This window comes from Aquipluma nitroreducens (assembly GCF_009689585.1).
Taxonomy (GTDB): Bacteria; Bacteroidota; Bacteroidia; order Bacteroidales; family Prolixibacteraceae; genus Aquipluma; species Aquipluma nitroreducens.
Window position 1 is genome coordinate 3,690,838 of record NZ_AP018694.1, and the last position, 19,734, is coordinate 3,710,571.

The 19,734-nt window shown below is 41.5% G+C and carries 20 protein-coding genes and 1 riboswitch; of the genes, 11 read left to right on the forward strand and 9 right to left on the reverse strand.

Annotation, left to right across the window (positions count from 1 at the left end):
• The first annotated feature begins 70 nt into the window (after positions 1–70).
• From AQPE_RS15460 to AQPE_RS15490, 7 genes are all read left to right on the forward strand, one after another.
• A complete protein-coding gene (locus tag AQPE_RS15460) occupies positions 71–871 on the forward strand; it encodes a toxin-antitoxin system YwqK family antitoxin (protein ID WP_318347404.1) in 801 nt (266 codons plus the stop codon).
• An 8-nt stretch (positions 872–879) separates the two neighbouring features.
• Entirely contained in the window at positions 880–2,523 is a 1,644-nt protein-coding gene (locus AQPE_RS15465) for a S8 family serine peptidase (RefSeq protein ID WP_318347405.1), read from the forward strand.
• Positions 2,524–2,604: 81 nt separating this feature from the next.
• Complete coding sequence (gene xseA, locus AQPE_RS15470; protein ID WP_318347406.1) at positions 2,605–4,050, forward strand: exodeoxyribonuclease VII large subunit; 1,446 nt, start codon at positions 2,605–2,607, stop codon at positions 4,048–4,050.
• An 83-nt stretch (positions 4,051–4,133) separates the two neighbouring features.
• Positions 4,134–4,334 carry an exodeoxyribonuclease VII small subunit gene (gene xseB, locus AQPE_RS15475; RefSeq protein WP_318347407.1) on the forward strand — a complete coding sequence of 67 codons (201 nt, stop codon included), beginning with the start codon at positions 4,134–4,136 and terminating at the stop codon, positions 4,332–4,334.
• Between the two features lie 85 nt (positions 4,335–4,419).
• Positions 4,420–4,914 carry a hypothetical protein gene (locus AQPE_RS15480; protein WP_318347408.1) on the forward strand — a complete coding sequence of 165 codons (495 nt, stop codon included), beginning with the start codon at positions 4,420–4,422 and terminating at the stop codon, positions 4,912–4,914.
• Positions 4,901–6,013 (forward strand): chromate efflux transporter, encoded by a 1,113-nt coding sequence (chrA, locus tag AQPE_RS15485; protein WP_318347409.1) that lies wholly within the window; start codon positions 4,901–4,903, stop codon positions 6,011–6,013. The genes AQPE_RS15480 and chrA overlap by 14 nt, the downstream gene beginning before the upstream one ends.
• Before the next feature lie 283 nt (positions 6,014–6,296).
• Positions 6,297–7,466, forward strand: a complete 1,170-nt coding sequence (locus AQPE_RS15490) for an acyltransferase family protein (RefSeq protein ID WP_318347410.1) — start codon at positions 6,297–6,299, stop codon at positions 7,464–7,466.
• Between the two features lie 152 nt (positions 7,467–7,618).
• Here AQPE_RS15490 and AQPE_RS15495 read toward each other — a convergent pair whose 3' ends face one another.
• On the reverse strand, positions 7,619–10,063 hold the full coding sequence (locus tag AQPE_RS15495; RefSeq protein WP_318347411.1) for a TonB-dependent receptor: 2,445 nt from the start codon (positions 10,061–10,063) through the stop codon (positions 7,619–7,621).
• 41 nt (positions 10,064–10,104) lie between these two features.
• Positions 10,105–10,217, reverse strand: a riboswitch (TPP riboswitch).
• Positions 10,218–10,513: 296 nt separating this feature from the next.
• On the opposite strand from AQPE_RS15495, the gene AQPE_RS15500 reads away from it, so the two are divergent.
• Positions 10,514–10,945, forward strand: coding sequence for an Hsp20/alpha crystallin family protein (locus AQPE_RS15500; RefSeq protein ID WP_318347412.1), 432 nt, complete (start codon positions 10,514–10,516; stop codon positions 10,943–10,945).
• A 75-nt stretch (positions 10,946–11,020) separates the two neighbouring features.
• Here the strand turns inward: AQPE_RS15500 and AQPE_RS15505 are convergent, their stop codons facing one another.
• Positions 11,021–11,500 (reverse strand): cytidine deaminase, encoded by a 480-nt coding sequence (locus AQPE_RS15505; protein ID WP_318347413.1) that lies wholly within the window; start codon positions 11,498–11,500, stop codon positions 11,021–11,023.
• 100 nt (positions 11,501–11,600) lie between these two features.
• On the opposite strand from AQPE_RS15505, the gene AQPE_RS15510 reads away from it, so the two are divergent.
• Positions 11,601–12,563, forward strand: a complete 963-nt coding sequence (locus AQPE_RS15510) for a glucosaminidase domain-containing protein (RefSeq protein ID WP_318347414.1) — start codon at positions 11,601–11,603, stop codon at positions 12,561–12,563.
• An 81-nt stretch (positions 12,564–12,644) separates the two neighbouring features.
• On the opposite strand, the gene AQPE_RS15515 is transcribed toward AQPE_RS15510, so the two are convergent.
• Positions 12,645–12,992 (reverse strand): hypothetical protein, encoded by a 348-nt coding sequence (locus AQPE_RS15515; protein ID WP_318347415.1) that lies wholly within the window; start codon positions 12,990–12,992, stop codon positions 12,645–12,647.
• Positions 12,982–13,563 (reverse strand): RNA polymerase sigma factor, encoded by a 582-nt coding sequence (locus AQPE_RS15520; RefSeq protein WP_318347416.1) that lies wholly within the window; start codon positions 13,561–13,563, stop codon positions 12,982–12,984. Before AQPE_RS15520 ends, AQPE_RS15515 begins: the two co-directional genes overlap by 11 nt.
• Positions 13,564–13,699: 136 nt before the next feature.
• Here AQPE_RS15520 and AQPE_RS15525 point away from each other — a divergent pair, with 136 nt between their 5' ends.
• A complete protein-coding gene (locus tag AQPE_RS15525; RefSeq protein WP_318347417.1) occupies positions 13,700–14,080 on the forward strand; it encodes a hypothetical protein in 381 nt (126 codons plus the stop codon).
• 61 nt (positions 14,081–14,141) lie between these two features.
• On the opposite strand, the gene fmt is transcribed toward AQPE_RS15525, so the two are convergent.
• Complete coding sequence (fmt, locus tag AQPE_RS15530; RefSeq protein ID WP_318347418.1) at positions 14,142–15,119, reverse strand: methionyl-tRNA formyltransferase; 978 nt, start codon at positions 15,117–15,119, stop codon at positions 14,142–14,144.
• Positions 15,120–15,415: 296 nt separating this feature from the next.
• Between fmt and AQPE_RS15535 the strand changes: the two genes are divergently transcribed.
• Positions 15,416–15,727, forward strand: coding sequence for an isoamylase early set domain-containing protein (locus tag AQPE_RS15535; RefSeq protein WP_318347419.1), 312 nt, complete (start codon positions 15,416–15,418; stop codon positions 15,725–15,727).
• Between the two features lie 90 nt (positions 15,728–15,817).
• Here AQPE_RS15535 and AQPE_RS15540 read toward each other — a convergent pair whose 3' ends face one another.
• From AQPE_RS15540 to AQPE_RS15555, 4 genes are all read right to left on the reverse strand, one after another.
• Positions 15,818–16,042 carry a DUF5522 domain-containing protein gene (locus AQPE_RS15540; protein WP_318347420.1) on the reverse strand — a complete coding sequence of 75 codons (225 nt, stop codon included), beginning with the start codon at positions 16,040–16,042 and terminating at the stop codon, positions 15,818–15,820.
• A gap of 6 nt (positions 16,043–16,048) precedes the next feature.
• A complete protein-coding gene (locus AQPE_RS15545; protein ID WP_318347421.1) occupies positions 16,049–17,269 on the reverse strand; it encodes a bifunctional 3,4-dihydroxy-2-butanone-4-phosphate synthase/GTP cyclohydrolase II in 1,221 nt (406 codons plus the stop codon).
• 73 nt (positions 17,270–17,342) lie between these two features.
• Positions 17,343–18,527 carry a glycosyltransferase family 2 protein gene (locus AQPE_RS15550; protein WP_318347422.1) on the reverse strand — a complete coding sequence of 395 codons (1,185 nt, stop codon included), beginning with the start codon at positions 18,525–18,527 and terminating at the stop codon, positions 17,343–17,345.
• 5 nt (positions 18,528–18,532) lie between these two features.
• On the reverse strand, positions 18,533–19,729 hold the full coding sequence (locus AQPE_RS15555) for a glycosyltransferase family 4 protein (protein ID WP_318347423.1): 1,197 nt from the start codon (positions 19,727–19,729) through the stop codon (positions 18,533–18,535).
• Positions 19,730–19,734: the final 5 nt, after the last annotated feature.

The following is a 19,734-nucleotide window of genomic DNA, read 5'->3' on the forward strand; positions in this document are numbered from 1 at the left end:
ATAGAGTTCACTCCTCAAATCAATTCCGCCAAATAAATCTTTATCTTAGAGGCTTGTAAAATGATATGATATGCGCGGATTGATTATTTGTTTATTCCTCCTGATGTCGGGAGTTGTTGTTGCTCAAAATATGGTAAATCAGGTTGATGCTCAAGGTAAAAAACAGGGCTTCTGGACAAAGAAGGACGCTGAAGGAAAGCTGATCTATGAGGCAACTTTTAAAGACGATAAACCGATCGGCGAAATGAAACGGTTTCACCCGAACGGAAAACTAAAAGCCGTGATGAATTTTGAGGAAGGCAGCGACGAATCAGAAGCTCAACTGTTTGATGAGCGCGGTAAACCAATCGCTCAGGGAAAATATTCCGGACAAAAGAAAATGGGTGAATGGACTTATATGCTCGACTCCAAAGTGGTTTCGACTGAAACCTATCAGAATGGTCAGAAAAACGGAACCAGCAAACGATTTTACAAAACCGGTGAACTGTTGGAAGAATCGAATTGGCAAAACGACAAGCTAAACGGAATTTACCGGACTTATTTTCAGGATGGAAAAACCTTTATGGAATGCACTTATTCTGAAGGTCGCCTGAACGGAACATTCAAAACCTGGTTTCCCAACGGTAGTCTTGAATTGGATGCCATTTATACCAGCGATACCCGCGATAAGGAATGGTTGTATTACAATCAGGAGGGAGATCTTTTGTACATACTTAAATATGAGCTTGGAAAATTATTAAATCCGGAAGTTCAGTCTAGAATTGAAAAAGAAAGAACTGGCACATTTAAATCGAAAGGTGATAGTGTTCCCGATCCAGAGAAATTTATGCAGAATCCGGAAGAATACATGCGATTGATGCAACTTCATTAAGTTCCACGATGAAACGGTTACTGATAATTGTTCTGCTGGGTCTGTTTCCAACGCTGGTTTTGACGGCTCAAGAAGCAGCGCCAAACTCGTATTGGGTTCAACTGAAAGACAAAAAGGGAACGCCTTACCTGATTAATCAGCCTGAAGCTTTTTTGTCGCAACGATCAATCGACCGTCGCACGAGACAGCATATTTTAATCGACGAAACCGACCTGCCAGTATCGCCCGATTATATTGACTCTCTCATAAATCGTGGACTGGAGATTGTGCATACCTCGAAATGGCTGAACGGCGCAACAGTCAGAACTTCAGATACAACACTGATTAAAAAAATTGCTACTCTTCCTTTTGTTACGATGGTTCAGCTCACCAAGCCCGGTAATGTTCTGAAGTCGATCAGCAATAAATTTAGTGAGGAAGTATTGAATACGGAATATGATCCGGAAAATTATGGGGACGCGATTACTCAACTTTCTCAGTTAAATGGCCAGTATCTGCACCGTCAGGGGTTTCGTGGGAAAGGCATCCAAATTGCAATCCTGGACGCAGGTTTCCTGAATGTCAACACCATTGAAGCCTTCGATAGTTTACGAAATTCGAATCGGATACTTGGAACCCGCGATTTTGTAGATCCAACGTCTGACATTTACACTCAAAACTACCACGGAATGAGCGTTCTTTCGTGTATGGGCGGCAATATCCCCGGAAGTTTAATTGGCACTGCTCCTGATGCCTCATTTTACCTGCTCCGTTCAGAAGATGTTAGTTCTGAATACCTGATCGAAGAGGATAATTGGGTTGCAGCTGCCGAATATGCTGACAGTTTGGGTGTCGATGTGATCAATTCGTCGCTCGGGTACACTCAATTTAATGATTCGCTGATGAATCACTCCTATGCTGACTTAAATGGAAAGACAACCCGGGTGACTCAAGCTGCAAACATGGCTTTTCAGAAAGGGATTCTGGTTTTTAACAGTGCCGGAAACGAAGCGAATAAGTCATGGAAACGAATTATCGCACCTTCCGACGGTGAAAATGTAATTGCCGTGGCAGCTGTTGACAAAGACGGATTTCGGGCAAGTTTCAGCTCAGTGGGTCCGGCTTTTGGCGGAGCAATAAAACCGAATGTGGCTGCCATGGGGTCTGGTACAACATTGGTGACCAGTAATGGAACTGTCGGCTATTCAAGCGGAACCTCCTTTTCGTCGCCGGTATTAGCAGGAATGGGAGCCTGCCTTCTGCAAGCCAATCCATATGCAGGCGTTAAAATGGCTAAAATGGCCATTGAGCAGTCTGCCAATCAATACGACAAACCCGATTCATTAGTTGGATTTGGAATTCCTGATTTTGAAAAAGCCGACAAATACCTGAAAGTAAATAGCGCTAACAAATTAAAAGAGAAAAGTTCGTGGACGGTTGCGCCAAACCCATTTTCAGAATCTATTTTCCTTCGAAACCTGAACACTATAAATAATAAAAACTATCTGGTAAGCATATCCAATCTTCAGGGGATTTGCCTTTGGCAGTCCACTTTCAATTCGGAAGAAACCATTGTTTTGAAGAATCTTGCTAACTTGCCTCAGGGATTTTTAATCCTGAGTATTCGTTCCGGAGAAACAGAAGAACTGATAAAGTTGATAAAAACGAGATAAAATTTAATGTTCGAAAAATGTTGCGAGTTTCGAGTTCCGTGTAAACTCGCATCTCGAAACACGTAACGCGAAACAAAAGAAATGAACGATCAGCAACTCTCATTATATCAATTGCAACAACAGGTAAAAGGTAGTCTCGACGACACTTTTTCGATGCCGGTTTGGGTGAAAGCTGAAATCAGCGAAATGACCGTTAACCGAAGTGGACACTGTTACCTCGATTTGATTGAGACTGAATCGGGAACCGACACCGTAATTGCCCGTTGCCGCGCTACCATTTGGTCATACACGTTCCGGATGCTGAAACCATACTTCGAAACGACCTCCGGGCAAACGTTTACTGAAGGGCTGAAAGTATTGCTGCAAGCCAAAGTTGAATACCACGAAGTGTTTGGGTTTAGCCTGAATATCCGCGACATCGATCCGGTTTATACTTTAGGTGACTTAGCTCGGCAACGCCGCGAAATTATTCGAAAACTTCAGGAAGATGGTGTTTTTGAAATGAATAAGGAACTTGAATTGCCGTTGGTAACTCAACGAATTGCCATCATTTCGTCTCCCACTGCTGCCGGATTGCAGGATTTTCTGGATCAGTTGCACAACAACCCGCATCAGTTTGTTTTTTACACCAAACTGTTCCCGGCGGTCATGCAAGGCACCGAAGCGCCACGAAGCATCATGAATGCGCTTGACCTGATTTTTGAATACGAAGACATGTTTGATGCGGTGGTCATTATTCGTGGCGGTGGTGCTCAGATTGATCTGGCTTGTTTCGATCAATACGAACTGGCATTCAATGTCGCGCAATTCCCGCTTCCGGTCATTACCGGAATTGGCCACGACAAAGACGATACGGTAATTGATATGGTGGCTCATACCCGAATGAAAACGCCAACTGCTGTGGCTGAATTCCTGATTTCTGGCGCATTACAGTTTTCGCAGCAATTAAATGAACTGGAAAGTCATTTTATAGAACTGGTAAACGAACAACTGGAAGAGAATAAAAACAGGCTGAACGATGCGGCTGATTTGCTCAGTCATCTGGTGAATGAAATGATTGTTGCGCAGCAAAATAGGCTAAAGATTGCACAAATTCAGTTGGCCAACCGAACTGAAGCTTTTCTGAAAAGGCAACAATCGGAATTGAAACAATTGACCATGGGAGCAAAGAATAAAACCAACCGCTTTGTTACCCGCCAGAATCATTTGCTCGATCAATCAGGAAATAAGTTGAACTTTGTTTTTCGGGAACAAATGCTGAAAAGCAAAAATCAACTGAGCCAGTTTCAATACCTGATTAAAATCCGGAGTACGGAGACCATTCGGGCTGAAAAGAAAAACCTGAGTTCGATCCAGGAAAAATTGCGACTGGTTGATCCGCAGAATATTTTGAAACGTGGTTATTCGCTGACCATGCTGAACGGCAAGATCGTGAAATCAGTCAGGCAAATAAAGGAAGGAGACCTGCTGGAAACGAGGCTGGGCGATGGAACTGCTGAAAGTACTGTGGATAAGATAAAGCATTAGCGATCATTAAATTATTCATCTCAAGGTGACTAATAATATTATTAATGTACAGACGCACGATCGTGCGTCTCTAACTAAAAAATATGGCAACGAAAAAAGTAACTTACAAAGAGGCAATTACAGAAATAGAAGATATTCTGGAAAAGATTGAAAGTGAAGAACTGGATGTGGATGAATTGGCCGAGCAGGTGAACCGGGTTTCGGCGCTGATTACCATTTGCAAAGACAAACTACACAAAACGGAAGAAGAAGTTGAAAAGATACTGAAGGAAATGAATCAGTAACTTCCATTTCCTGAATTTTGTGAACATCAGGTGTTTGTCATTCGTTTAGCTAGTGAGGATTATATAACTTAAACTCGTCAGCGAAATGAAACAGATTCTTTTGGTATTACTCTTCATTGGGATTTGGGGCTGCGGCCAACAAAAAAACAACTCGCAGAACTTACAAAACCGGATTGACAGTCTGGAACTGAAGCTGGCCGAAAGTTATAAGCCCGGGTTTGGCGAATTTATGAGCGGCATTCAGGCTCATCATTCCAAACTCTGGTTTGCCGGGCAAAACCAGAACTGGAAGCTGGCCGATTTCGAGATTCACGAAATAATGGAAGCGATAGAAGATATTCAGAAATACGAAACTGACCGGAAAGAAAGTCAGTTGATAAAAATGATCAATCCAGCCATCGATAGCATCAATCAGGCGATCAAGAAGGAAGATCCTACGCTTTTTAAGACCAATTTCACTTACCTGACAAACACTTGCAACGCTTGTCATCGTGCGGCCAACTTCGAATTTAATGTGGTGAAGATTCCCGACAGCCTACCCTTCAGCAATCAAGATTTTAAAGTGAATGAGCAAAAGTAATCTGAGAGAAGTTGCCGGAGTATTCCTAAAACTCGGCATAACCGGCTTCGGTGGTCCGGCGGCGCATATTGCCATGATGCGGACTGAAATTGTTGCCAAACGGCAATGGCTGACTGAACAACACTTCCTTGATCTGATTGGCGCAACGAACCTGATCCCCGGACCAAACAGCACCGAAATGGCCATTCACATCGGGCACGAACGGGCTGGCTGGAAAGGATTAATCATAGCTGGATTGTGCTTTATCTTGCCTGCCGTTTTCATCACTAGTATTTTTGCCTGGCTCTACAAAGAATACGGGCAACTCCCTGAAAATCAACCATTCGTTTATGGAATTAAACCTGCAATCATCGCCATTATACTTGGTGCAATTTTCCCTCTGGCCCGAAAGTCGATAAAGACTATTCCACTGGCAATCACTGGAGCAATCGTGCTGATTCTTTCTTTGCTCGGAGTCAACGAAATTTACCTCCTTTTTGGTGCTGGTTTCTTCTTTTTAATCCTGAACTCTGCCCAAAACAAGGCAAAAGTTCTCGTTCCTCTGCCGCTCTTGTCAATTTCAGGAGCGGTTAGTTCGGCTTCAGCTTTTAATCTTTTTTTTATTTTCCTTAAAATTGGTGCCATTCTTTATGGAAGTGGCTATGTGCTGTTTGCTTTTCTGGATACCGAACTGGTTTCAACCGGGCTACTTTCGCGCCAGCAACTGATTGATGCCATTGCAGTCGGGCAATTCACTCCCGGACCTGTATTTTCGGCGGTAACTTTTGTGGGCTATCAAATCTCCGGATGGCAAGGCGCCATTGTTGCAACCATCGGAATCTTTCTGCCGTCGTTTGCTTTTGTAGCCATGCTCAATCCATTGGTCAGGAAAATGAGGAATTCGAACTTGTTCTCTGCATTTCTAGACGCCGTGAATGTGGCATCGATAGCCATTATTGCGGCAATTTGCTTTGAAATGGGCAAAATTTCGATTACCGATTGGCGAACCATCCTCATTGCTGTAATCAGCGCCATTTTTACGTTTGGTTTCCGTCGAATTAATTCTGCATTTATCGTATTGGGCGGATCGCTGCTGGGCTATTTGCTGACGTTTTTGTAATAATGTGAACCCGAATTTTAAGGGGATTCTGTTTAAGTAGATTTTTTCCTTCAAGCGATGATTTCCCTGGTGTTCCCTCAAGGCAATCACTTTTTATCTGACAAATTTTATAGCTTTGCTCTCGTCGTGAAAGCGATTTCAGCTTCAATGAAAAACATTATTACTACTATCTGACAAATAGATCCGACACCCGAAGATGGAGTACATTTTTGGTCAGATTCAATGGAAATTCTTTTTATAAGACTAATTTGCGGTCTGGATAATATAAACGCAAACAAAACAGATGTCAAAAATTTCTTCAAATGCATTTGCCGACACCAAGCCGCATTATAACCTTTTGGACGGATTGCGGGGAGTGGCGGCTCTTTTAGTTGTCTGGTATCATGTAAACGAAGGCTTTGGCTTTGCCGGAGCGGTCAATGGTGTGGGCGATGGCAGCATAAAGAACTTCAACCATGGATACCTGGCTGTTGATTTTTTCTTTATTCTTTCAGGTTTTGTTATCGGTTATGCTTACGACGACCGTTGGAACAAAGGTTTTTCGATGAAAGAATTTTTCAAGCGCCGTTTGATTCGTCTTCATCCTTTGGTGGTAGCGGGTGTCGTTTTAGGTGCCATCACATTTTTCATTCATGGCAGCGTGCAATGGAACGGCACACAGGTTGCCACATCGCTAACCATGCTTGCCATGCTTTGCACCTTGTTCTTTATCCCTGCTATTCCTGGTTCGGGTTACGAAGTGCGCGGAAACGGCGAAATGTTTCCTCTGAATGGGCCACTCTGGTCGCTGTTTTTCGAATATATCGGCAATATCCTTTATGCCTTGTTCATCCGTCGTTTGTCCACTAAAGTTTTAGGTGCATTGGTCGTGGTATTGGGCATTGCCCTCACGTGGTTCGCCACGTTCAATATTTCTACCTACGGAAGTATAGGCGTTGGTTGGACCCTTGATACCGTAAATTTTCTGGGCGGTTCGTTGCGTATGCTTTTCCCGTTTACAATGGGGATGTTCCTGTCGCGCATTTTTCAGCCGGTGAAAGTGAGAGGTGCTTTCTGGATTGGCTCGGCTGCTTTGGTAGCTTTGTTCTCGGTGCCTTTTCTCGGACCTGTTGAACCTGTCAGCATGAACGGTATTTACGAATCGTTCTGTATCTTAATTGCCTTTCCCATCCTCGTTTGGTTGGGCGCATCCGGTGCTACAACCGATAAGATATCGACAGCAATATGCAAATTTTTGGGCAACATCTCGTTCCCGCTATATGTAGTGCATTATCCATTCATGTATCTGTTTTATGCATGGCTCATCAAAAGCAAACTTTATACTTTTGGCGACAGCTGGGCAATGTCGTTGGGTGTAATGGCCTGGAATGTATTGTTGGCTTATGCTTGCCTGAAGTTGTACGACGAACCGGTACGCAGATATTTGGCTAAACGTTTCCTGAAGCAGAATTGATCGTCTTCCTGAAAACTAATAAAATCAGGCTACCAATAACATCGCACCGTTCGTTAAAGCGAAACGGCAATGGATACCCACTTTTGATGGTTTATGCAATATCCTTTGCCGTCTGGCTTTAGCCAACGGGCATAAAATCTGGTATCAGGGATTTAGAATTTCACATTCAATCCCACCATAAAATTAATTCCGGCCTGAGGAAAGTATCCGTCCATTGCCCAGCGCTGCCCTTCGTAAACATAGGAATAAACCCAGGCATTGTTCTCGTATTGGGTATCGAACAAATTGTTCACCATCAGGTGTAAGTTGAATTCTTTAGCGAATTTCTGAGTAACATGATAGGTGAATTTTAGATTATTCAGAAAATAGCCATTGAGTTTCCGGTCGTTGCTCGAAGTATTGTCGATGTATTGCTTGCTCACCGAATACGATTGTAAACTGACATTCAACCCTTTTGCAGCCATCCAGCTTAACTGGCTGTTTGCTATTACATCCGGAGAAAATGCCAAATCTGTAGTTCCCAGTTTGGTTGCAATTTGTCCGCCATTGTCCCAATCGTCAACATAATCGGTAAAGTCTTTGATTTTGTTTTGGCTGAGGGTCAAATTCACGTCCCATTTCAACTTTGTGGTGAGTTTCATCCCAGCCATCAGTTCCAATCCGGCACGGTAGCTGTTGTCAACATTGGTCATAATTGGCGCACCCACATCGTTGATTTCACCCGTCAGGATTAATTGATTCAGGTATGACATGAAGTAAGCGTTTACACCCAAAGCAAGTCGCGAACTGTTGTATTTGTAACCCAATTCAAAGTCGTTTAACGTTTCGAAAGTTGGCTGTTTCCCTTTTGGATCGGCATCGACATAATTAGCACGATTGGGCTCACGATTGGCTCGGGCAAAGTTGATATAAACATTTTGTTTTTCGCTTAACTGATAATAAAGGCCAACTTTTGGATTAAAAAATTCAAAATTATGCTTTTGGGTCAGGTCGCGCAAATCATCATCCAGTCCAGTGATCGAGTAATCTATTTTACGGTACTGAAAATCGGCAAACAAGTTCAGGTTTTCAGCCAATTCGTAATTGTATTTGGCAAATACATTGAAATCTTTCTTCAAACCAGTTCCGCGATACCATTCATGATTCATTTCTGAATCACCGGCGTTGCGTGCCCAGATCACTTTACCAAAATGATTTCCATCGTACACATTATAGCCACCGCCAAAGGTGAAATCGCTGGTTGCCTGTTTCCGATTTATGGAAAATGTCACTCCATAGAAGTCATTATCGAGCCATTTTCGGCGAATTAAGTCGGAATTGGTTATTGTTTCACTACCAATTACTGGTGGAGTAATCAGGTAATCAGCCAGTTTCTGCTCATTTTTATATTCCTCATAATAACCTTTACCCTTGGTGTAAAAACCGTTTGCATTTAGGCTTAACTCCGGACTGAACTGATGAGAAAACAGCAATTGGTAATGATCCTGCTGGTAATAATCGACTTGATTGGGGTAAGTGTAAAGATTGTAGGTGCGGTTATTCGAACTGATCATTTCGTCGACCTGCTTTTGCGAATACAGGTAATGATCGGCATAACGCTGCATCCCAGCCAAATCGTTGTTCAGACGAACTGAAGGAACGCCATTCCAGGCCTGGTAAGTATCTTCCAATCCTGAAAAAACATTCAGTTTCAGGATTGTTTTGTCTGTAAAATATCCTCCGGAAACAAAAAAAGATTTCAGGTCGGAAGATGCACGGTCGATAAAACCATCGGAACTGACTTTCGACAAGCGGGCATCGAATGTAAATTTTCCTTTAAGCAAGCCCGTTCCGACACCAACCGAATTTTTCAGTGTCCCGAACGAACCGGCCGATGAGCTGTATTCGGCAAAAGCTTCTTTGCTGATTGTTGTCGTCTGTAAATTGATTGTGGCTCCGAATGCTGCGGCGCCGTTGGTCGAAGTTCCAACACCGCGCTGTACCTGAATGTTGTCGGTTGAAGAGGCCAGATCCGGAATATCAACCCACCAGGTTCCGTGCGATTCGGCATCGTTCATTGGGATACCATTTACTGTCACATTGATTCGGTTCAGGTCAGTTCCCCGAATCCTAAAATTGGTGTAACCCACGCCAGTACCGGCATCCGAAGTCGTCACAAAAGAAGGAGTTAAGCCCAATAAATACGGAATATCCTGTCCCATATTGTTAGCTCTGATTTCCGAATTTTCTACCGTTGCAAAAGCTACCGGTGTCTTTTCTTTCACCCGTGTAGCCGATACCAGAACTTCTTCAGCCAAAATATTGTCTTGTTTTAAAGCAACATCCAGCGTCTGGTCTCCAGTCAATTTTACTTCTTTGATTTGCTTTTCGTAACCGATAAAAGTTACTGCCAGCTGATAAACTCCTGTCTTCAGGTTTTTAAACTGATAAGCGCCATTCACATCAGTTGTTGTTCCGTTAAAGCCGTTCGAAAGCATTAAGTTGGCGCCAACCAGCCGTTCTCCTTTTTCAGTTTTCACTGTTCCTTTCAGGGTGAATTGGGCAAATCCCCAAAATACGACACATTGCAAAAGCAATGTCAAAAAAATCCGTTTCATTCTTGTTTTTTAAAATGGTTAATAAATAACCAATGAGGCAAGTAATTCCCTTTCGCCATCCCTTCGCCGGCATTACCCGTATCAGGTTCGGTGGGTGTGATCTCAGCCTGTAATTACCCCGACTTTCGTCGGGAAGGCACCCCATTGCGTAAATTGATACGGCAAATGTAGGATTTTTAATAAACGCCATCCAAATTTTTTTTGAGAAAAAGTGTTTTTAGTCTTTTTCTTAATGGCTGTCTTTACCCGGGAATCCACCCGAAAGCTTCTCTTCCAACTTTTCCGGAAATATTGTCATTTAGAATTTTACTGAAATGGAATAATTGACACTAAAAATGACTTTATGGCACTATTAATCAACAAAATAGCCAATGGCATTCTGTTTGAAATGTATTCTACGAAAACAATAAAAAAACAAGATTTTACAATTAAAAATGGAGGAATTAAACTATGTTACCAGTATTTAAAACCAGAAGCCTACCGGGATTATTTGATGAATTTTTTAATGGAAATTTGCTTCCAAATTACATTGAAGAAGGAGCTTGGAAATCGACTCCGGCTGTAAATATTTACGAAACCAACGAAAAGTTCGAAATTGAAATTGCAGCTCCCGGCCTCGAAAAAGACGATTTTAAAATTGATCTGAAAAACGACTACCTATTGGTTTATTCTGAAAAGAAAGACAAAAAAGAAGAAAAGGAAAAGGGAAAGGTCGTTCGTTCTGAGTTCAGATATTCTTCGTTCCAACGCTCGTTTGCTTTGCCAAAAGACATTGATGCGACAGCCATACAGGCAACCCACAAAAATGGAGTTTTGGTTATCGAACTACCGAAAAAAGTGGAGCAAAAAGACAGCTTGGTACGACAGATTGAAATTCAATAAGCTCTTGATTGGCTTGTGTAAATGTACTGATCCGATGACTCTTAGTCATCGGATCAGTTTTTTTATAAGCGATTGTTAAAGCGCTTTCTTCGAAAAGCTTAGTGGCAACAAACTTTCCACACCATTTAATACCAAAATGCCATCTTGTCCGTCGAGAATAATACGGATTGGAGTTTTAAACCGCAGCTCTGTTTCTGCCAGTGCCTGCCGGCACGAACCACATGGTTTCACCGGTTCGTTTACCAAAGCGCCACTTTTAGAAGCTGAAATGGCAATTGTTTTAACTGCCGAATCAGAATAATTGGCATTAGCATAAAATAAAGCGACCCGCTCGGCACACAATCCCGATGGATAAGCTGAATTTTCCTGATTATTCCCCGTAACAATCATCCCATTTTCGAGCAAAACTGCCGCTCCAACATGAAATCCGGAATAAGGCGCATAAGCCTGTTCTGTAATCCGTCTGGCTTCCATCAACAAATTCTGATCGTTTAAAGGTAATTCAACAATATTTGCAAACTCGTGTACTACAATTTTGATTTCGGTCGTTTTCATTCCTGAACAGTTTTGTCCAAATGTACATTAATACTTGTTATTTGACAATGATCCTTACTTGCAACATTTTGTTATTTTTGCGAAGACTCAAACGGAAGTTATGATTAAATATATTCTACTCGTTATTTCATTTTTCATGTTTATACCTGGTTTTGCTCAACAAAATCAGATGAGCCGTGAAGCATACATTCAAAAATATTATCCGTTAGCTATTTCTGAAATGGAACGAAGCGGAATCCCAGCCAGCATCACACTTGCTCAAGGTTGTTGGGAATCGCAAAATGGGAATAGTGTTCTTGCAACTGAGGGGAACAATCATTTTGGTATTAAGTGCAAAAGTGAATGGAGAGGTAAAAAAATATATCACGATGATGATGCAAAAGGGGAGTGTTTCCGAAAATATGCTCACGCAGAGGCTTCTTATGTCGATCATTCCAACTTCCTCATGGCAGGAAGCCGCTACAGTTTTCTTTTTCAACTCGATCCGAAAGATTACGCCGGTTGGGCCCGCGGCTTGAAACAGGCTGGTTATGCCACTGATCCGACTTACGCAGAGCGGTTGATTAAAATTATTGAAGATTTCAAACTCTATGTTTACGACGAATATGGTGACAACCGTCAATTGGCTTCTATTAAACAAGAAGAAGAAAAGACAACACATAATAAAGCACTACGGCCTTCAACACCTGCGAAAAAGAATACTGCTCATAAAATTGAAATGAGAAACGGCTTACGGTCAGTTGTGGTACTTGAGGGTGATACCTACCAAAGCCTTACGAAATTTTTGAAACTAAAGGACTGGCAATTATATACATATAACGATTTCGGCAAAGGAAGGCAACCAAGGCCAAACGAAATCTTATACATTGAAGCTAAATACAGGAAAGCAAGCAAACAACACAAACAGCATGTTACCGAAAACGGAGATACCATGCATTACATTGCACAGAGATATGGAATCCGCTTAAAACCGTTGCTTCGCAGAAACCGCATGGATGATGGACAAGAACCTGCTGTTGGACAAGTCGTTTACCTTCATCATAAAAGTCCGAGAAAAAGGTAAATACAAGTAAAAAGGATAAAGTAAAAGGCAAAAGGAAGAAGTGAATTCTTGAACTTTTGCCTTTTTACTTTTGCCTTAAGTTCAGGTTTTGCTCCACCTGGTAAAAAGTAACCGCAGAAGTACTCGGTCGGCAAACCAGATAAAATTCAAAAGAAAAGCAAGTAGAATGACTGGTATGATGTTGTTGGATAAAAAGGCAACAGCTTGAATAACAAACGCTTTGTCGACAAAATAGTAAAAGCCTGAAACCACGGCAAGCAGCGACAGCAAGATTCCTGTTAAATATAGATATTCGCGTAAATCGGTCTTCCATTGTTCCCGTCGAACCACGGTAAATGCAACCTTTGTAGCAAAATCAGGTGACAGTTGAAATCCGGGTTCAGTTCGAAACGATTTTTCTATAATTTGATCTAATTCTTCATTTTTCATTGCTAATCTCCTTCACTAATTTTAAGCTATCCTCATCAACCACAAATTTAAGTTTTTCTTTTAAAAGTGCCTTTGCCCTGAAAAGATAACTTTTTATGGTTCCTTCGGGCATTCCGGTAATTTGTTCAATTTCCTGATACGAAAATTCTTCCAGATGAAACAAGGTCAACACGGTTCGGTATTGAACAGGTAAAAGTTCGATTTGAGCCCTGAGGTAATGGTGCAAATCAGCTTTCTCAAATTCATCCGACCGATATTCCGTCAAATTACGCAATGCCGCAGAGTCATCAGGATTTACCTCATCGCCTTTCTTGAATTTACGCAAGTAATTAATACTTGTGTTGTAAGCAATGGTAGCTATCCAGGTCGACAATTTGCATTCGTTGCGGTACTTCCCCAGATTCTGAAAAACCTTCAGGAATACCTCCTGACAAACATCTTCCAACTCGTCGTGACGCTGAATTAAGCGGCCAGTAATATGAACAACCAATTTCTGGTATCGGTTTACCAAAAACGTAAAGGCATTCATATTCCCGTTTAAAATCTGGCTTAGTAATTCAGAATCATTCATACTTGAAGTTTGACAGCAGCTACAAACAAAATGTTGCATTAAGTACCGACATTTTATTCAGAAAAAAAACTGAATCATCTGCAACATTTCAGAAACTCTTGCTGTCACATCTTTCAAACATTTAAAACTGGAAATTATGAATCAAGTATTAATGGCAGCAGTAATCTTTTTTGCGATTTATCAAATCATAAAAAATTTTACAGACTTTTTATTAAAAAGAAAAGTAATAAAAGCCGGACATTTTGAAAATGCTGGTATTCTGGAGCAAAAAGTGGCTTCAATCACTACTGAAAATCAGGAAGCCAATAAATATCCGTCGCTGAAATGGGGTTTGGTGGCATTCTTTGCCGGAATTGGCTTTATTATTATCAATCAGATGGGGCCAAGTCTTTACAACGAAGACAACTATCGCAACTTCATGGAAAACAGCATGCTACCATTTGGCATCGAACTGGTTTCCATTTCGCTAGGATTTATTGTGTATTTCCTGATTGTTACTTTTATGAAGAAAAAATAGTTAGAAGCTAGAAGTCGGAAGACCGAAGTCAGAAGTTATCTCCCTTTGGTCTTCGGACTTCTTACACTTTCACCCGCCAATCGCCCAAATCGTGGAATCCACGCAGCAATTCATCAATTTTCATGCGTTTCTTTCCTGAAAGTTGAATATCAGTTATCGAAAGCCATCCATCAGTACACGCAATCTTGAGGAATTTCTTACCATCCGTTTGAAGTGTACCCGGAGCTGCCGGCAAACTAAAGTTATCGCGCGTTGCAGCAAAGATTTTGGCAGTCAGTACCTCCTGTTTTCCTGAATGCACTAATTCTGTCCAGGCCGTCGGATAAGGCGACAGACCACGTACCAAGTTACGAACCGACTCGGTATCTCTGGTCCAGTCGATACGACAATCGTCTTTAAATATTTTAGGTGCATGTTTTATCCGATCCTGATTGGCTATCAAATTTTCCTGATCAATAGCTTCAACGTTTCCGCTCGCCAGTGCTTCCACAGTTTTTACAACCAGATTAGCGCCAATAACCATCAGTTGGTCGTGTAAATCGCCAACCGTATCGTTTTCGGCAATCTCAATTTTCTCCTGAAACATGATTTTCCCGGTATCGATTTCGTGCGAAAGCAAAAAAGTAGTGACCCCGGTTTCCGTTTCGCCATTGATAACAGCCCAATTAAGCGGAGCTGCTCCACGATATTGTGGCAACAACGATCCATGAAGGTTAAATGTGCCCATGGGCGGCATACTCCAAACAATTTCGGGCAGCATACGAAAAGCAACCACAATCTGTAAATCTGCTTTTAGACTTTCCAGTTCAGCAATGAATTCCGGATTTTTCAGTTTTTCAGGTTGAAGGATATGAAGCGATTGTTGCATTGCATATTGCTTAACGGCCGATTCGCTTAGCTGACGACCACGACCAGCAGGTTTATCCGGAGCAGTAATTACACCAACAACATTGTAGTCCTTTTCAACTAAAGCTTTCAAACTCTCGACAGCAAAGTCGGGAGTTCCCATAAATACAATTCGGATTTCTTTCGGAGACATCGTTTTTTTTACAAAGATAAGTCTTGATTCAAAACTCAAAACACGAAATCAAAAAAGAATGGAGCTAATCATCGCGCAAAAAATTACGCTATTGAAAATGAATACCTTAATCTTGAGTTAACAATGATTCAAAACACGTTATTTGCTGATTATAAACAACTTGCACATTCCGACACGTTAACTTATCATCAATAGATTGCTAAATAATTTGTTCACAACAACTTAAGCGAATTTCGCATGAAGGTTTAAGGTATTTTTGTATTATCAATTAATTCTTCAAATTTAATATTTAGGTTATGAGCTTTAAAAAACAATTTCTTAAATCGAAACCAGTTTGTAAGGTTTCATTCCGTTTAGATGCGGCAGAAGCTTCAGGAGCAAAAAAAGTTCAGTTGTTAGGCGACTTTAATAACTGGGATAAATCAGCAGAACCAATGACTGCTCTTAAATCGAACGATTTTACTGCTACACTCGAATTGGAAGCAGGAAAGGAATTTCAGTTTCGCTATTTGATTGATGGGACTGAATGGAAAAACGACTCACAAGCCGACTCATTTGTTGCGAATAGTTTTGGCGAAGAAAATAGTGTAGTTTCAACTATCGCTTAGTTTATAATTGGTTTGCCAATTGTATAAAAAGCCGGAATCAGCAGTTATTACTGTATTCCGGCTTTTTAGATTTCATCTGTTGAATTCGATCTAAATATTGTATTTGTTTTCAATTTCAGGCCTAAGTTTTCGGTTGCCCTTGATTGCTTTAGGTGAATATGGACAATTCTTGCATCCGTTTGAACAGCAATATCCTCTCTTAACCAGATAGAATTCAGTCATTATCCGGTAACCTTGTTGACTCATCACATAATCAACACCTTCAACCGGCGAATCGTCTATGCCGGAATCGAACATATTGTCAAAAATTCCCATTCCAGACTAGTATTTAAACTTCTGAAGAAAGTGACCCATTCGGTCGCGTTTGGTTTTCAGGTATGCCTGATTGTATTCATTCGGTTCAATCTCGATATTTACAGTCGAAACAACTTCAAGATTAAAACCTTCGAGCCCCACCCGTTTAATCGGATTGTTAGTCATCAACCGCATTTTTGAAACACCAAGACTTCTCAGAATCTGCGCTCCTACGCCGTAATCACGTTCGTCAGCGTCAAAACCAAGGTGAATATTTGCATCAATGGTATCCATTCCCTGATCCTGTAATTTATAGGCTGCAATTTTATTCATCAGACCAATTCCGCGACCTTCCTGCTGCATATAAACCACAACTCCCTTTCCTTCCTTCTCGATCAGATCCATGGCTCGGTCGAGTTGTTCTCCACATTCGCAACGTTTCGAACCGAAAATATCGCCAGTCATGCACGATGAATGAACCCGCACCAAAACAGGTTCATCAATTGCCCATTCGCCTTTAATTAAGGCAATGTGCTCAACCCCGTTAGAAACCTGTTTGAAAGGAATAATCCGGAAATTGCCATGCTTTGTTGGAAGAAATACTTCTTCGCCTCGTTCAATCAAACTCTCACTCTGCAACCGGTAATTGATCAGGTCTTTGATCGATATTAGCTTTAAATCAAAACGTTCAGCCAGCTTCGCCAATTCGGGCAAACGCGACATCGTGCCATCGTCGTTCATAATTTCGATGAGCACGCCTGCTGGTGTTAATCCGGCCATTCGGGCTAAATCAACAGCTGCTTCGGTGTGACCTGCGCGACGCAGAACTCCCCTGCTTCTTGCTCGGAGTGGGAAAATATGGCCGGGACGACCAAGTTCTTCCGGTTTTATATCGGGGTTCGCTAAGGCGTTCAAGGTTTTTGCACGATCGCTGGCCGAAATACCAGTAGTGCATCCATAGCCAAGCAAATCAACAGAAACGGTAAACGGAGTTTCGTGCGATGAGGTATTTTTTCCAACCATCAAATCCAGTTCAAGCTCATCACACCGTTCTTCTGTAATTGGAGCACAAACCAGGCCTCTCCCATATAAAGTCATGAAGTTAACCATTTCAGGAGTAACCATTTCGGCTGCAGCAATAAAATCACCCTCATTTTCACGATCTTCATCGTCAACCACAATAATTAACTGTCCTTTACGAATAGCGTCAATGGCTTCCGGTATTGTATTTAGTTTTATTTCATTCATCGCTTAAACTAATTTCAAAAAATATGGCCGCAAAATTAGTGAAAATTATCGACTTGACGGTACGAAATTGAGTTTATGCCCGCTTCGACTTTTCCCAATTGACCGATTGTTTCCCTTTCAGAAAACGAATCCAACCCAGAATGGAGGCATAATTTATTGCAGTGAAATAGAATGGCACAAATAGCAACTTGAAACGAATTTTATGGCGTTCCAGAAACCCGCCCAACAGTGACAGCAGATACATCATTGCCTGAAAATAAAAGAAAATCGAATAAAAATTGTCAATGCTCCATTTCCCACCTTTCAACACGATGAAGAGATTGATAAATAACAGGCAAAACAAGGCGATGGGCGCAATGGTCCAACGTAGAACTTTGTGCGAAATATACTGAACCGAGAGCAACCCGTAGTGAAATGGGTTTAGCAATTCCTTTAACCGGCCAATGGTTTGGAGTCCGCCGGCTGCAATACGTACTTTACGTTTCATTTCTTCGGATACGTTTGCCGATGCGGTTTCTATGGCATAAGCTTCAGGAGTATAGGCAATTCGGTAACCCTTTTCAGCAATCCTCAGAGATATAATAAAGTCATCAAGTATAGTATCATTTTCAACTTCAGAATAAAGATCTGTACGGATGGCAAAAAGCTCACCAACCGCACCAACGGCTGAATTCAGCTCACTATCCATACGTTTGACCCACGATTCAAATTTCCAGTACAAGTTTTCGCCTGATCCGGCGGCTCCATCAGCTTTCAATGATATTATTCTTTTCTCGCCGGCGATACATCCAACGTTGGGGTCATTAAAAGTCTCAACCATCACCCGAATTGCCTGCTTACAAAGTGTAGTATTGCTATCAGAAAAAATTACGATTGGAGCATCAACAAATTGGATTCCCCGGTTCATGGCATGGATTTTACCTTTTCGCTCAGGAAGATGATGCACTTCCATTTGCGGATATTTCTTTAATATTTCCGGAGTTCCGTCATCTGATCCGTCTGTAATCCAGAGGTATTGAATTTTGTCCTGAGGGTAATCGAGTTCGAGTAAATTCTCAACTTTAACATCAACACAATTACTTTCGTTGTATGCAGCAACAAACATACAAACACGGGGCAAGTCAGTGGTTTTGACTTCAGGATAAATGTTTTTTTTGGAGTTTGCTTTTTTTAAGGATAGAAGTATAGCCAGCAAAATTGCATATCCGGCAAAGGTATAAAACACGATCAGAAGCAATATCCAGAATACTATTTCCAAAGGATTTACTGTTGTTTGTAAAATTCAACTAACGCTTCGGCTTGCGATAAATTATCATATTTTTCCTGAATAAATCCAATTGCATTAGTACCAATCCGATCAGAAAGTGAGCGGTCGGTAATCAATTGATTGATGGCTTCGGTAAAGCTGTCGGCGTCATTGGCTATCAAAATATTTTTTCCACTTTCAGTTGGAATTCCTTCAGTCCCAATATCGGTTGTTACTATTGGTTTACCGAGCGCCATACCTTCAATAATCTTGATTCGCATACCGCTTCCTGAGAAAAGCGGAACAACCATAACAGCCTTAGAATTAATAAAATCGTAGGCGTCATTTATTTCGCCCAAATACACAACTCCATCCAGTTTTATAATTCGTTCGAACCATTCAGGGGCATTTCTTCCGGCAAGATAAAACTTCAAATCCGGGTTTTCCTGATGTATTTTAGGCCAGCAATGATTGAAAAACCAGATCAATCCTTCCTGATTCGGGGCCCAATCGAGCGCCCCAATGTGAAACAAAGAGGGGAACTCCAGTTTTCGGGCAGTTGGAACAAGCGAGGCAAAATCAATACCGGTTTGTGAGGTATGACGTGGTTTGGTATTGCCCAACTTATCGAGGATTATTCCGTCACGATCGGTAATTGGTACAAGTAAGTCGTAGGAATTAAGATAACTGATCTCGAATCGTTTAATCCGCTTTGAAAGATTCCGAAGATATTTTGAGCGAAATCCATCAGATAATGTGGCCGTCCGCTCCCAAATTTCGTATTCGATATTGTGAGCGCGGTAGACAATCAAAGCTTTCGAATATTCACGGATAACAGGGATGTATGGACAAAGATATAATCCTTCAAGCTGGATAACATCGAATGTTTTTTCGGTCAGCAGTTTGGCCAGTTCATTGCTAAATTCGTCGGAAATAAACCGTTGTGCATTGTACGGAAGCTTAGAGAAGAGTAGGTTAAGTGTAGCTTCTAACCAATTGATTGATGCCGGCACTTCAACCAGACGAAAATCGGCCTTGCTTTTCACATCGTCAGGCATATCTTTAATGCGAATATGATGTTTGGAAGTATTCATACTCAACACAGTTACTTCGTGCCCAAGCATCGAAAATCCCTTCGTCATGTTTAAACAGGCGATGGCTCCTCCATCTTTTGGAGGCCATGGAACTTTATTCATCAATTGAAGTATACGCATCGATC

What these genes read in the sequence shown, in the direction of transcription:
- AQPE_RS15460 (WP_318347404.1), top strand. Translation starts at nt 71, where the DNA reads ATGCGCGGATTGATTATTTGTTTATTCCTCCTGATGTCGGGAGTTGTT.
- AQPE_RS15465 (WP_318347405.1), top strand. Translation starts at nt 880, where the DNA reads ATGAAACGGTTACTGATAATTGTTCTGCTGGGTCTGTTTCCAACGCTG.
- xseA (WP_318347406.1), top strand. Translation starts at nt 2,605, where the DNA reads ATGAACGATCAGCAACTCTCATTATATCAATTGCAACAACAGGTAAAA.
- xseB (WP_318347407.1), top strand. Translation starts at nt 4,134, where the DNA reads ATGGCAACGAAAAAAGTAACTTACAAAGAGGCAATTACAGAAATAGAA.
- AQPE_RS15480 (WP_318347408.1), top strand. Translation starts at nt 4,420, where the DNA reads ATGAAACAGATTCTTTTGGTATTACTCTTCATTGGGATTTGGGGCTGC.
- chrA (WP_318347409.1), top strand. Translation starts at nt 4,901, where the DNA reads ATGAGCAAAAGTAATCTGAGAGAAGTTGCCGGAGTATTCCTAAAACTC.
- AQPE_RS15490 (WP_318347410.1), top strand. Translation starts at nt 6,297, where the DNA reads ATGTCAAAAATTTCTTCAAATGCATTTGCCGACACCAAGCCGCATTAT.
- AQPE_RS15495 (WP_318347411.1), bottom strand. Translation starts at nt 10,063, where the DNA reads ATGAAACGGATTTTTTTGACATTGCTTTTGCAATGTGTCGTATTTTGG.
- AQPE_RS15500 (WP_318347412.1), top strand. Translation starts at nt 10,514, where the DNA reads ATGTTACCAGTATTTAAAACCAGAAGCCTACCGGGATTATTTGATGAA.
- AQPE_RS15505 (WP_318347413.1), bottom strand. Translation starts at nt 11,500, where the DNA reads ATGAAAACGACCGAAATCAAAATTGTAGTACACGAGTTTGCAAATATT.
- AQPE_RS15510 (WP_318347414.1), top strand. Translation starts at nt 11,601, where the DNA reads ATGATTAAATATATTCTACTCGTTATTTCATTTTTCATGTTTATACCT.
- AQPE_RS15515 (WP_318347415.1), bottom strand. Translation starts at nt 12,992, where the DNA reads ATGAAAAATGAAGAATTAGATCAAATTATAGAAAAATCGTTTCGAACT.
- AQPE_RS15520 (WP_318347416.1), bottom strand. Translation starts at nt 13,563, where the DNA reads ATGAATGATTCTGAATTACTAAGCCAGATTTTAAACGGGAATATGAAT.
- AQPE_RS15525 (WP_318347417.1), top strand. Translation starts at nt 13,700, where the DNA reads ATGAATCAAGTATTAATGGCAGCAGTAATCTTTTTTGCGATTTATCAA.
- fmt (WP_318347418.1), bottom strand. Translation starts at nt 15,119, where the DNA reads ATGTCTCCGAAAGAAATCCGAATTGTATTTATGGGAACTCCCGACTTT.
- AQPE_RS15535 (WP_318347419.1), top strand. Translation starts at nt 15,416, where the DNA reads ATGAGCTTTAAAAAACAATTTCTTAAATCGAAACCAGTTTGTAAGGTT.
- AQPE_RS15540 (WP_318347420.1), bottom strand. Translation starts at nt 16,042, where the DNA reads ATGGGAATTTTTGACAATATGTTCGATTCCGGCATAGACGATTCGCCG.
- AQPE_RS15545 (WP_318347421.1), bottom strand. Translation starts at nt 17,269, where the DNA reads ATGAATGAAATAAAACTAAATACAATACCGGAAGCCATTGACGCTATT.
- AQPE_RS15555 (WP_318347423.1), bottom strand. Translation starts at nt 19,729, where the DNA reads ATGCGTATACTTCAATTGATGAATAAAGTTCCATGGCCTCCAAAAGAT.